Below are 12,375 nucleotides of genomic sequence, written 5' to 3' on the forward strand. Positions count from 1 at the left end.
AATACTATCTACCTGTTTTTACATTAATATCTTTCTATTTTCTAAAACGATTTCAACAATATCTTTGATATTAATATTGAATATTGTTTTCAAATATTCTTTTGTCCCCACTTCACCAAAACGATCTTTTACCGCAATTATACGTAGAGGTGCTTTTGCTGGTAATTGTGCCATAACTCCAGCTATCAATTCACCAATACCACCATATTTATTATGGTTTTCAACAGTAACTACAAGTTTATGTGAATTAACTACTTCCTTAATTAATTTTTCATCCAGTGGTTTAATAAATAGTAGATCTACAACACTAGTACTTATTCCTTTTCCTTCTAATACTTTGGCAGCTTCTAAACAATCAGAAACACTTGGACCTTCACCAATCAAAACAACATCAGTACCTTTTTTAATCCATTGACCTTTTCCATATTCAAAGGTTGATCCTTCTTCATAGATTACCGGCACTACCTTTCTAGGCGCACGATTATAGAATATTCCACCATGCTTTGCATAATATTTCAATACCCATACAAAGCTTGTGGCATCACTTGGTGCAACTACATTTATAGAAGGAATTGAACGAACAATTGCCAAATCTTCAAACGTTGTATGTGTAGCCCCATTGTATAATGACCAATATCCAGGATCTGATGCATAGATATGCATGCTCCCTTGTGCAAATCCTAAACTCATAAAGATTTGATCTGTAACTCTTCGTGAAACAAATGGCGCAAAGCTATGAACAAAAGGTTTTATACCTACAAATGACATTCCTGAACCTGCAGAAATCATGTTTTGTTCACTAATACCAAAATTCACACTATTTTCTGGATATTTTGAATAAATAAATCCTGCTCCAGAAGAACTTGCTAGGTCAGCATCACAAACAACTATATCTTTATGTGTTTGAAGTAATTCATCTAAGGTTTCCCCATAGGCTTTACGTATTTCTTTTTCCTTTCTGCCTTCTACTAGCTTCCAACTCATTATTTTAACTCCCTTCTTGTTTCATCAACAAACTTTTGTAATTCTACCAATTGTTCTTCTGTAAAATTAACATGATGACATGCAGATAAATCTTCAAAGTATTTAATACCATATCCTTTGATTGTATTCATAACAATTGCATTGCCTTTCCCTTTTTGCTTTAAGCAATTCTCAATGGCTTTATCTATTTCTTCAATATTATTACCATTAATTTCTTGTGTATAGAAGCTAAAATTCTCTAATATATTTTTAAATTTGAAATCACAACTAATATGACTAGTAAATCCATCTACTTGCTTTTTATTATCATCAATTATTATTATTAAATTATCTAATTTTTTATTGGCAGCAAATTGTAATGCTTCAAATACCTGCCCTTCATTACATTCGCCATCTCCAATAATACAATAGACATTTCCTTTCTTACCTTGTACTTTTAAACCATAGGCCATTCCGCAAGCTTCTGAAATTCCTTGTCCTAAAGAACCTGTTGTACATTCTACTCCAGGTGTACGTGTACGGTCTGGATGACTTGGTAAAATCGTACCATCTTCATTTAATGTACATATATGTTCCTTAGGAATATACCCTAACAAACATAAGGACGCATAATATGATGGTCCAGCGTGTCCCTTTGATAATACAAAATAATCTTCTTTTCGTTTATATTTACCAAAAATAGTAGCAATTGCTTCAACAATAGAAAATGCTCCGCCAATGTGCCCATCTTTTCTTTTAATAAACATCTCACAGGTTAAAGCACGTATTTCCCTTGAAAAACGTCTCAAATCTTTATTTCCCTTCATAAAATCCTCCCTGTATCGCATTATTGTAAATAGTAATAATATCTTCTTTTAATAAAGGTTTAAAATGGCCAATTGTAGTAGATCCCAATAAACAATTATTAGCCATTTGTTCAATATCTGCTTCATTTAATACTAGCCCCAATTCATCAATGGAAGTAGGCATTCCAACTTCTTTAAAGAAATTATTTAAAGCTTCAATACCCTTTAATGCTGTTTCTTCTATATCAAAATAGTTTGCTTCTACTTTCATTACCTCAACAGCAAATCTAAAAAATCTTTCTAAATTTGTTTTATATACATATTTTGCCCATGTTGCCCATAAAGCAGTTAATCCACAGCCATGTATTACATCAAATAAACCACTTAATTCATGTTCCAATCTGTGTGTTGCCCAATCACTTATCCTGCCAGTTTCTAGCAAACCATTGTGAGATAAACTACCAGCCCACATTAAATTTGCTCTTGCTTCATAATCACAAGGATCTTTTTTAGCTGCTTTAATAGCCTCCATTACTGTAATTAATAAACCTTCGGACATACGATCAATTAGTTCTGTATTTGAAGTAGTGCAAGTAAAATAACGTTCTAAGGTATGCATTAAAATATCACAGCCACCACTAAGCATTTGTATTTTTGGTAATGTAAATGTGGATATTGGATCCATAATAGCAAATCTAGGACGAATTTTATCAGAGTCATAGGCACGCTTTAATTTTTGCTCATCAATTGTTAATATAACGGAACAGCTTGCCTCACTTCCTGAGCCTGCAATTGTTGATATTACTCCTACTGGAAAACAACTGTCAACTTCTTTATTCCCATATAAAACATCAATAATATTAATATCACTAGCTGCTTCAATAGCAATGCCTTTAGCAGTATCAATAGCACTACCACCACCTATTGCTAATAAAAAATCAACATTCTTTTCCTTCACAATGGCAGCCGCTTTTTTTACTTGTGATACACAAGGATTAGACTGTACTCCATCATAAATTACATAATCTAACCCAGCATCCTTTAATGATTCTTTAACTAAATCTAAAGTGCCATTTTCTTTTAGGTAATCACCACCATATACAACCATGACACAATTTGCTTTTTCATTCTTACAAGCCTCTCCCACTTGTTTTATACTATCTTTACCAAAAATAATTTTAGTTGGATTATTATATACAAAATTATCCATAATCTACCTCCTGTAACAATTTGCTTTATTAATACAGTTAAATAAAGTCATTTTATGTGTAATTACCTTTTTGGCCTCTATTACTGCATCTTCAAATACATCTGGTGTCCAAAAACAATTTTTTTCATTTAATGTTTTTTTAACATTTGAAAAAAATGCTCTACGATAATCGCTTGCAATATTTACTTTGCAAATACCATTTAAGCAAGCCCCTGCAATTTCTTCATCCTTATTTGAAGATCCTCCATGTAATACTAAAGGATGTGAAGTTTTTGTATTAATATCTTTTAATATATCTAGCCTTAGTTTTGGAACCATCCCTTCTGGATAAATCCCATGGGCAGTTCCAATTGCAATTGCTAAAGAATCTACACCAGTTCTACTAATAAAGTCTAATACCTCTTCTGGTTGTGTATAAGTTACTTTTTCTACTCCACCTTCCACACTATCGTTCAAAGCTCCTATTGTACCAATTTCACCTTCTACAGAAACACCTACGCAATGAGCAATTTCTGCCACCTTTTTAGAAATAGCAATATTGTCTTCATATGGTAATTGAGAGCCATCAATCATAACAGATGTAAAACCACATCTAATTGCACGGATACAATCTTCTAAAGTCTTCCCATGGTCTAAATGAAGTACGCATGGAACTGGACTTTTCATTAGTCGTTTAATTACAAATTCAAAAAATTCATCTGTTACATATTGAAATTCAGGCGGTGCTAATTCTACAATGACAGGTGCATTATTTTCTTCTGCTGCTTCTATTACACACTTAAATAATAAGCTGTCACAAATATTAAATGCCCCAACAGCAAAATTATTATCTTTTGCCACTTTCAATAACTCTTTCATATTCATTAACACGTTACTTACCTCCTCTTTAAATCAAGTAATATTTTTTAATATTCTTGACTAAATTTTTATAATTTCTAATAGATTATTTCAGTAAACATTCTAAATTCTACGTAAAATATCTATTTTTATCCTCAATTAATAAAGATAGCACTTATATTTTTTATAAACAATGGCTCTGCTCATTTTATAATATTAGTAGAGCCTCTTTCTAGCAGGATTAAATTCCAAGTTTCTTAGCTTGACATATTGCCAATCCTCTTAAATTAATTACATATATATAATAAAACAAATTTAAAACTGAAAACGGATTTGTTGAAAATTTAAAATGTAATTCCCCTTTTTAAACACTAATTCACTACTTTTTTTGTAACATAAACAAAAAACAATGTTCTTTTATACTAAAATAATAATGGGTTAATATTTTTATTTTAAATGTATGGATTGTCAACCCTTTTAAAGACACTTTTTTCTCAACCATTAATATTCTAGAGAAGATAACTTAGTAATCCGTAAATTCTGTGGTCATTACACTAGTTTACATAATTAAATCTGATGTATCTAAGCTCAAGATATTTTAGAATATAAAAAGCATTAAGGTAACAGAACTTAAAAACATATATACACTAAAAAATCCTGAATTCACTCAATTAGAATTCAGGATTTTTTGCTACTTGTTTTCCATTTGCTGACCTTTTAAAGCTTTTGATTTCCATGTAGATAATTTGATTTATGTATGCCTGTTTCATTTGAAAGTTTAGTTACTAAATAATTTTCTGGGGGCAGCATTCGTTTTATCAATCTTTGTTTTTCTTCTATTGAATATCTTTTATTGTTTTTTGCTATAAGTTTAATCTCCTTCTTTACTTTGTTGGATAATATCATTAATTCTTTCCTACGACAACTATCTTCCCACAGGAGGGTAACAAAAAAGCTAGCACAACAGATTGATCTCATTTTTCAAATATGATTTTGTATTAGTACAACTTTCTGTAAATATTCAATATGTTTTCTCTTGAAAAATGTACATAATTATTTGCTAATAATCTTTGCTGTGATGCAATTACACTGTCTGTAAACAATTCAATTTCCTCTGTTTTCATACCATATTCTCTTAATTTTTTCTTTTTTAATAATTTGCCTAATAAAGAATCAAGGGCATCATATACATCTAATACATCATCTATTTCAAGAAGTTTAATGAATAGAGAATTCAATTTTTCAATTTTTCCTTGTGGCTTTAATTCATTGTATACTTTAAATACTTCCGTAAAAAATTGATAATTTGCTTCTCCATGTGGCACATGATAATTCCCACCTAATGGATATGAAAGGGCATGTACAGCTCCTGTTCCTGCATTTCCAAATGCAATCCCTGCATAATTACTGGCTATAAGAAAGTCTTCAATAATTTCTAATCTATACTCTATTCCTTTTTGTAATATTTTTTTATAGCCATTTATAATTAATCTAATAGCATTAATACTAAATATTTCTGTATAATTATTTGACTTTGGTGATACAAAGGATTCCACCCCATGAATTAAAGCATCGATTGAGCTGTAAACAAAAAATTTATATGGAAGGCCCTTAATAAGCTCCGGTATTAATACTGCATAATCTGCATATAATTCATCGACTGCCAATCCCATTTTTGTTTTCTTTTCCTTTATTTCTGCAATAGAAATATTGGTTACTTCACTTCCTGTTCCACAGGTTGTAGGAACTATAATTAATTTCTTTTCTTTAATTATTGGTATCTTCTTTTCAAATAAATCAGTTGACTTATTTACATTCTTTAAAGTTAATAATTTAGCAATATCAACTAAAGAACCTCCGCCAACTGCAATTATTCTCTTATATTTATTATGATCAATTGAATTAATTATTTTGTCAATCAGTTCGTTTGAAGGCTCACCTTTACCGAAATTGTCCCTAAATAAAAAATCACAATCTAGGCTTAATGTCTTCATAAACGATTCATATAAAGATTTTTTTGTGAATATTAAATCATCTTTTCCTATTTTAAATTCCCCAGTAAAATCATTAAATCTACTGTATTTATAAATTTCAGGCTTAATACTAAGGGCCTTCATTTACAACCAACTCCTATTTTAAATTTTAAATTGGCGAATTATAATTCCTATTTTAATGTGTCTAAATCTATCCAATCAATATCTGAATAAGTTTTATTTTCTCCTACCATACTCCATACAAGGGTATAGTTTTTAGTTCCAACCCCGGAATGGATTGACCAGCTTGGACTTATGGCTGCCTGTTCATTTCTCATAACAATATGTCGTGTTTCACCAGGCTCACCCATTAATTGAAACACAATCCCATCATCATCCATATCAAAATAGAAATAAACTTCCATCCTTCTATCGTGAAGATGACAAGGCATGGTATTCCATACATTATTAGGTTCTAATATTGTCATACCCATAAGAAGCTGACAGCTTTCACATACGCTAGGATCAATATATTTTACAATCCTTCTTGCATTTGATTGGGCAATATCACCGGATTTTACAATTTCAGCTTTATCTATATCAATTTTCACTGTTGGATATTTTTTGTGGGCAGGTGCACTGTTAAAATAAAATTTAGCCGACTTATTAGAATCAATACTTTTGAAAACTACATCTTTTATTCCCTTTCCTACATATAAGCCATCCTTATGTTTTAATTTGTATACCTCTCCATCTAATATAACTTCACCTTCAGCACCAATATTAATGATTCCTAGCTCTCTCCCTTGTAAGAAATAATCAGCACCAATTTCTTTTCCTGCTTCTAATTTAAGCTCTTCTTTTACTGGAAATGCTCCCCCAGTTATTATTCTATCAGTAAAGCTGTAAACTAATTTTACCTCATCAATATTAAATAAATCTGTCATTAAAAATTCATCTCTTAGTCTTTTTGTATCATATAATTTTACATCCTTTGGATTTGAAGCGTGTCTAATTTCCATTTCTATCTCTCCCTAATATTTATATAATTTATTTTCTAACCCTTTGATAACACTACTTTTTTCTTGATATAGCTCTTTTGGCCTTTTTCATGATATTTTTGTAAGTCATATTATATTCTTTCTTTAAGTATTCCACATCTCCTACTTGTCCATATCTATCAAAGACACCGATTCTTTCCAAAGGCACTAGTTCATTTTCACATAAAACTTCAGCTACTGCAGAGCCCAGTCCATTGATCACACTATGATTCTCAGCAGTTACAATTGCTCCAGTTTCTTTAGCTGCTTTTACAACTGAGTCCTCATCTAAGGGTTTAAGTGTGAACATATTTAAAACTCTTGCTTTTATCCCTTCTTTTTCAAGCTTTTCTGCTGCTTTTAATGATTCATCAACCATTATTCCAGAACAAATTATAGTAATGTCCTCTCCTTCCTTCAATTTAACAGCCTTACCTATTTCAAAGGTTGAATCAGCCCCATAAATTTTAATTGCATTTTTTCTCAAAAGCCTTATATAAAAAACACCATAAAGATCCATAGTTTGCTTCATTATATCCTTTAGCATAGTTGTGTCTACTGGCTCTAAAATAGTTATATTGGGTATATTTCTCATTATACCCATATCCTCAAAGGGCATATGGGTTCCCCCATTATAAGCCGCAGTTATTCCAGGGTCACTTCCCATGATCCTAACATTGGCTTTTGCATATCCACAGGATAAGAAAACCTGGTCATAGGCTCTCCTGCTGGCAAAAGGAGCAAATGTATGGGCAAAGGGAATCTTTCCAGTTAATGATAGTCCCGCAGCTGTCCCAATCATGTTTGCCTCCTGTATACCTAAATCAAAGGCCCTTTCAGGATAGGCTTTTAAAAAGAGTTTAGTTCCCATTGATCCCATTAAATCAGCGTCAAGTACAACTAGTCTTTCGTCTTGCCCAGCTATTTCTATTAATGTTTCACAGTAGGCATCCCTCATAAATTTATCTTCTATAATTCTTTCCTTTACCAAAGAAGCCTTCATCTAATTAGCCATCCTTTCCAAAGCACTTAATTCATTTTCTAGATCAGCTAATGCTTCATTTACTTGGTCGTCATTTACTGTCATATGATGATTATTTAAAATTTTTTCTGCAAATAAGCATCCTTTACCCTTAATAGTGTTAAGTACAATTACCGATGGCTTATCCTTAACATCTTTTGCTTTTTCTATAGCATTATATATCTCTTCAATACTCCCTCCATCTATTTCCTGGGAATGCCAGTTAAAGGTTTTAAGTTTAGCTTTAATATCTCCTAAATCATTTATATCCTTTGTATATCCATCAAGCTGCTGTTTATTATTATCTACAAACATTATTAGATTTCCAAGTTTAAGCTGAGAAGCTGACAATATAGCTTCCCATACCTGGCCCTCCTGCATTTCTCCATCACCGACAACTAAATACACATAGCTATCTCTTTCATCCATTTTATTACCTAGTGCTATTCCAACTGCTGCTGAAGCTCCTTGTCCAAGTGAGCCTGTTGTCATATCTATTCCAGGAGTCAAATTTCTATCACAATGACTAGGAAGCATTGTTCCATTTTGATTTAGGGTTGCCAACTTATCAATAGGGAAATAACCTTTCAAGGCAAGAGCTGAATATATTGAAGGACCAGCATGTCCCTTTGAACATATGAACCAATCTCTATTATCCCATTTAGGTTCCTTAGGACGTATATTCATAATTTCACCATAAAGGACACTTAAAGTATCAACAATTGACATTGCTCCTCCTATATGACCAAAACCGCGTTTGCCAATCTGTTTTAATGTTTCAATTCTTATTCTTGCAGCAAATTTTTGCAACTCAACAATTTTATATTTATCAATCATTATTTACCTCCAGTTTGTATATATTGTTTTTTTATATACTAATCATTTTATTCCCATAAACTTTTATATATTTGAACAATATCTTCTTTAGTAGGCTGTTTTCTAGTATTTGCTGGGCTGCCGCTTGCCAGTGCATCCTCTGCCATTTTTTCAATATTAGCAAAAAACTCATCTTTATTAATACCATATTCCTTTAAAGTTGGTATATTAATATCCCTGCATAGGCTTTCTACTTCATCTACTAAGCTTTTGGAAGCCTCAGTATCAGTTATTCCCTTATGATACAAATTTATTTTCTTTGCAATATCAGCAAAATATGAAGGCCCACCCTCTACTACAAACTTTAAGCATTTTACAATTAGCATTGCATTTGAAATTCCATGGGGAACATGAAACAAAGCTCCAATAGGTCTGCTCATCCCATGAATTATAGTCACTGATGAATTATTAAAGGCAATGCCAGCCTCTAACGCTCCAAGGGCCATTTCTTCTCTAGCCTTTAAATCATCCCCATTCTTATAAGCCTTTCTTAAATACTTAAAAATACGCTCAGCTGCAGATAATGCAAATGTATCTGACAAGGGATTGGCAAGCTTTGATGTATATGCTTCAATAGCATGGGTTAATGCATCAATTCCTGTGGCTGCAGTAACATGGGGAGGTACGGTTTTTGTCATTTGAGAATCAATGATTGCTAAAGCTGGAATAAGGCTTGGTCCCTTTAATAGCATTTTTATATCATTTTTAGTATCCAGTATAATAGTAAATTGTGTAGCCTCGGAACCTGTGCCTGCTGTTGTAGGTATAGCAACAAGGGGTGGCGGACAGTTTTCTATTATCCTACCCATGTATTCAGTAATATGACCCTGATTTGTAACCATAGCTCCTATAGCCTTCATTGCGTCTATGGGGCTTCCCCCACCTAGAGCAATTAAAAAGTCACATTTCGTATTTATATATATTTCTAAACCTTCCTCAACCATCACATCTGTTGGTTCACTATCAACTTTACTATAAACTTCATATTTTATATCTGCATCCTCAAGTACCTTCCTAAGTATTGACAAGTTACCTATCTTACCCATAATGCTATCTGTTACTATCAAAGCTTTTTTCCCTAAATCCTTAAAATACACTCCACTTTCCTTAATTGCATTATCACCAAATATTACCTGCTTTGGAGTAAAAACTTTAAATGCCACTATGCATCCTTCCTTTCTTAAGAAATAATAAAGCCTATCATCTGAAGAGGAGGGGAATGAAAGATTTTCATTCCCCTTAATCAAATTATGTATGAAATTTTTTTACACATCATTTATTCATAAACTTTTTGCTCAAGATTGCTAAATGTATATCTATTGGATGGCCCAATTAAGTCAATATAATCTGAAACAAATTTATAAACTGCATTTTCTACGGATATACTTATTTCAAGAAAATCTGCTTTTGGATTTTCTTTTACTGTATTTAGTATATTTTCCTTTGCCACCTTGAAAACATCTGTACAAACATTTATTTTATTTATTCCATTCTTTACAGCTTTTTTTACATTTTCATCTCCTGAACCGGATCCACCATGCATAACCAGGGGCATTTTCAATTTTTCCTTTATTTGGGCTAATCTTTCAAAATCTAATTTTGGAATATACCCTTCTGGATAACTACCATGGGCAGTTCCAAAGGCAACAGCTAAGGCATCGACGCCGGTTCTATTGACAAAATCATATGCTTGCTCTACATTTGTAAGCAAATCAGCATTACCATAATCCCCCGCATCGGCTTGTCCTACATGCCCCAACTCAGCCTCTACAGAAATTCCTTTTTGATGGGCTAAATCTACTACCAATTTAGTCCTTTTTATATTTTCTTCATAGGGTAATGATGAAGCATCAATCATTACATTGGTAAACCCATGTTGTATACATGAAATAATGGTATCTAAATCTGAACCATGGTCTAAATTCAAAGCAACTGGAACCTTTGCTTCTTCAGCCATTCTTTTTACCATAGGAGCCATATCCTCAGGATGGGCATGCTTTTTCATTTGACTAGGTCCCATTTGAACTATTATTGGGGATTTCTTATCATTAGCAGCATTTATTACCGCCCTTACTATCTCTAAATTTATTGAGTTAACCGCCATTACAGCATAATTATCTCTATTTGCTGCATCTAAAATGGATTTCATTGTTGTTAACATTATAACTCTCCTTTATACTTATAAAATGTCTACTTCTATATCTAAATCTTCTATTTCTTCTTCTTTTGCATCCTCATTAACATTACTTCTTCTCAAAATACTATATACAAAACCTGTTGTTAAGGACCCAGCCGTTAAAGCTATCAAAAATCCTAAGGGATTGGTCATAAGAGGAACTACAAATATTCCACCATGGGTAGCCATAGATTCAACTCCTAAGGTCATAGTTAATCCTCCTGCTATTCCTGATCCAACCATACAGGATATAATAACTCTCAATGGATCCGCTGCAACAAAGGGCAATACACCTTCTGTTATATATGAGAATCCCATGGGAATAGCTGCTATAGCTGACTTCTTTTCAGTCTCATTAAATTTCTTTCTGCCAAATACTAATACTGATAGTGCAATACCTATAGGAGGTACCATTCCACCTATTATTTTTGTAGCAGTAGGTGCAAATATTCCATCTGCATTAAGACCATTAGAAAAGGCACAAGCAGTTTTATTTATTGGACCACCCATATCAATAGCCATTAAAGCTCCTAATATTGCCCCAAATAAAAATCTTGATGATCCCTGTAATCCTTGCAGAAACCCTGTAATTCCTTGAGTTAACCAAATTATTGGTGGGGAAATTAATAAATAAAATAATAGTCCAATTACTATTGTTGATACGAAGGGTATTATAAGTACCCCCATCAAACTTCTAATCATGCTTGGTATATTTAATGTCTTTATCCACTGAATAAAATATCCTAATATTAAAGCAACAAGCATTCCTCCAAGGAATCCAGCCTTAAGCTGAACCGATAAATAACCAAGGGCCAGCCCGGGTGCAATACCTGACTTATCACAAATAGAATAAGCAATACCTGCAGTTAAAATTGGAACCGCAAACTGCATTGAATAACTTCCAATTAAGTTTATTATCCATGGTATAGTATTCTCTGCTTGACCTACATTAGCGCCACCAAATACCCTTGCAGCAGCCATCAACAATCCACCAGCAACTATAGCAGGAATCATATAGGATATTCCTGTCATTATATGCTTTTTAATGTTTAAATTCTTCATAAGTTCACCCCTAACAGTATTATTTACAGTACTATTTATTGATTTTTTTAGCAACAGTATTAATTAATGACTTTGGAGATTTCATAACTGTCTTTATTGGCACTTCTACCACCGGTTTACCTTTAAATCTTTCTTTTCCTTTAATCTTTGTATCGGCTGCAATTATAACTGCATCGGCTTCTTTTATGTCTTCTTCTGTTAAAGCATCTTCAATTCCGCCTGTACCTTGAGCTTCAATCTTTATCTCATGACCGAGCTCCTTAGCTGAATCCTCTAATTTCTCCTTAGCAATAAAAGTATGAGCTATTCCTGTCATACAGCGTGTAACACCTACAATTTTCATATTTTTCCTCCCTTTCTTTTTTAAATCTGTTAAAATATAAATTATTTATTATATGGCTATGGCAAAGA

The 12,375-nt window shown here is 32.5% G+C and carries 13 protein-coding genes; all 13 read right to left on the bottom strand.

The features are described from left to right. Positions 1-18: 18 nt before the first annotated feature. The 13 genes from B5X81_RS19980 to B5X81_RS20040 all read right to left on the bottom strand — a co-directional run bounded on the left by B5X81_RS19980 (position 19) and on the right by B5X81_RS20040 (position 12,307). A complete protein-coding gene (locus B5X81_RS19980) occupies positions 19-984 on the bottom strand; it encodes a transketolase family protein (RefSeq protein ID WP_079494274.1) in 966 nt (321 codons plus the stop codon). Further along, a complete protein-coding gene (locus tag B5X81_RS19985; RefSeq protein ID WP_079494275.1) occupies positions 984-1,790 on the bottom strand; it encodes a transketolase in 807 nt (268 codons plus the stop codon). The genes B5X81_RS19980 and B5X81_RS19985 overlap by 1 nt, the downstream gene beginning before the upstream one ends. Next, positions 1,777-2,979, bottom strand: coding sequence for an iron-containing alcohol dehydrogenase (locus B5X81_RS19990; RefSeq protein ID WP_079494277.1), 1,203 nt, complete (start codon positions 2,977-2,979; stop codon positions 1,777-1,779). Before B5X81_RS19990 ends, B5X81_RS19985 begins: the two co-directional genes overlap by 14 nt. Positions 2,980-2,982: 3 nt before the next feature. Next, a complete protein-coding gene (locus B5X81_RS19995; RefSeq protein WP_330397433.1) occupies positions 2,983-3,843 on the bottom strand; it encodes a ketose-bisphosphate aldolase in 861 nt (286 codons plus the stop codon). Positions 3,844-4,533: 690 nt separating this feature from the next. After that, the gene (locus B5X81_RS20000) at positions 4,534-4,722 is read right to left on the bottom strand and encodes a hypothetical protein (protein WP_079494280.1); all 189 of its coding nucleotides are present in this window, start codon (positions 4,720-4,722) and stop codon (positions 4,534-4,536) included. A gap of 92 nt (positions 4,723-4,814) precedes the next feature. Then, positions 4,815-5,933: a 4-hydroxybutyrate dehydrogenase gene (locus B5X81_RS20005; RefSeq protein ID WP_079494281.1), complete on the bottom strand. Its 1,119-nt coding sequence runs from the start codon at positions 5,931-5,933 to the stop codon at positions 4,815-4,817. 47 nt (positions 5,934-5,980) lie between these two features. Beyond that, a complete protein-coding gene (kduI, locus tag B5X81_RS20010; protein ID WP_079494283.1) occupies positions 5,981-6,811 on the bottom strand; it encodes a 5-dehydro-4-deoxy-D-glucuronate isomerase in 831 nt (276 codons plus the stop codon). A 52-nt stretch (positions 6,812-6,863) separates the two neighbouring features. Then, positions 6,864-7,832 carry a transketolase family protein gene (locus tag B5X81_RS20015; protein WP_079494284.1) on the bottom strand — a complete coding sequence of 323 codons (969 nt, stop codon included), beginning with the start codon at positions 7,830-7,832 and terminating at the stop codon, positions 6,864-6,866. Beyond that, positions 7,833-8,687 carry a transketolase gene (locus B5X81_RS20020; RefSeq protein ID WP_079494286.1) on the bottom strand — a complete coding sequence of 285 codons (855 nt, stop codon included), beginning with the start codon at positions 8,685-8,687 and terminating at the stop codon, positions 7,833-7,835. It lies immediately after the preceding gene. A 47-nt stretch (positions 8,688-8,734) separates the two neighbouring features. After that, entirely contained in the window at positions 8,735-9,889 is a 1,155-nt protein-coding gene (locus B5X81_RS20025; protein ID WP_079494287.1) for an iron-containing alcohol dehydrogenase, read from the bottom strand. 113 nt (positions 9,890-10,002) lie between these two features. Further along, complete coding sequence (locus tag B5X81_RS20030) at positions 10,003-10,887, bottom strand: class II fructose-bisphosphate aldolase (RefSeq protein ID WP_079494289.1); 885 nt, start codon at positions 10,885-10,887, stop codon at positions 10,003-10,005. Positions 10,888-10,905: 18 nt separating this feature from the next. Then, entirely contained in the window at positions 10,906-11,964 is a 1,059-nt protein-coding gene (locus B5X81_RS20035) for a PTS fructose transporter subunit IIC (protein ID WP_079494290.1), read from the bottom strand. 31 nt (positions 11,965-11,995) lie between these two features. Then, a complete protein-coding gene (locus B5X81_RS20040) occupies positions 11,996-12,307 on the bottom strand; it encodes a PTS fructose transporter subunit IIB (RefSeq protein ID WP_079494292.1) in 312 nt (103 codons plus the stop codon). Between the last annotated feature and the right edge of the window lie 68 nt (positions 12,308-12,375).

The organism is Maledivibacter halophilus, assembly GCF_900167445.1.
Lineage (GTDB): Bacteria > Bacillota > Clostridia > Peptostreptococcales > Caminicellaceae > Maledivibacter > Maledivibacter halophilus.

Excerpts from the sequence above, each read along its gene's own strand:
- B5X81_RS19980 (WP_079494274.1), bottom strand. The coding sequence starts at position 984 with ATGAGTTGGAAGCTAGTAGAAGGCAGAAAGGAAAAAGAAATACGTAAA.
- B5X81_RS19985 (WP_079494275.1), bottom strand. The coding sequence starts at position 1,790 with ATGAAGGGAAATAAAGATTTGAGACGTTTTTCAAGGGAAATACGTGCT.
- B5X81_RS19990 (WP_079494277.1), bottom strand. The coding sequence starts at position 2,979 with ATGGATAATTTTGTATATAATAATCCAACTAAAATTATTTTTGGTAAA.
- B5X81_RS19995 (WP_330397433.1), bottom strand. The coding sequence starts at position 3,843 with ATGAATATGAAAGAGTTATTGAAAGTGGCAAAAGATAATAATTTTGCT.
- B5X81_RS20000 (WP_079494280.1), bottom strand. The coding sequence starts at position 4,722 with ATGATATTATCCAACAAAGTAAAGAAGGAGATTAAACTTATAGCAAAA.
- B5X81_RS20005 (WP_079494281.1), bottom strand. The coding sequence starts at position 5,933 with ATGAAGGCCCTTAGTATTAAGCCTGAAATTTATAAATACAGTAGATTT.
- kduI (WP_079494283.1), bottom strand. The coding sequence starts at position 6,811 with ATGGAAATTAGACACGCTTCAAATCCAAAGGATGTAAAATTATATGAT.
- B5X81_RS20015 (WP_079494284.1), bottom strand. The coding sequence starts at position 7,832 with ATGAAGGCTTCTTTGGTAAAGGAAAGAATTATAGAAGATAAATTTATG.
- B5X81_RS20020 (WP_079494286.1), bottom strand. The coding sequence starts at position 8,687 with ATGATTGATAAATATAAAATTGTTGAGTTGCAAAAATTTGCTGCAAGA.
- B5X81_RS20030 (WP_079494289.1), bottom strand. The coding sequence starts at position 10,887 with ATGTTAACAACAATGAAATCCATTTTAGATGCAGCAAATAGAGATAAT.
- B5X81_RS20035 (WP_079494290.1), bottom strand. The coding sequence starts at position 11,964 with ATGAAGAATTTAAACATTAAAAAGCATATAATGACAGGAATATCCTAT.
- B5X81_RS20040 (WP_079494292.1), bottom strand. The coding sequence starts at position 12,307 with ATGAAAATTGTAGGTGTTACACGCTGTATGACAGGAATAGCTCATACT.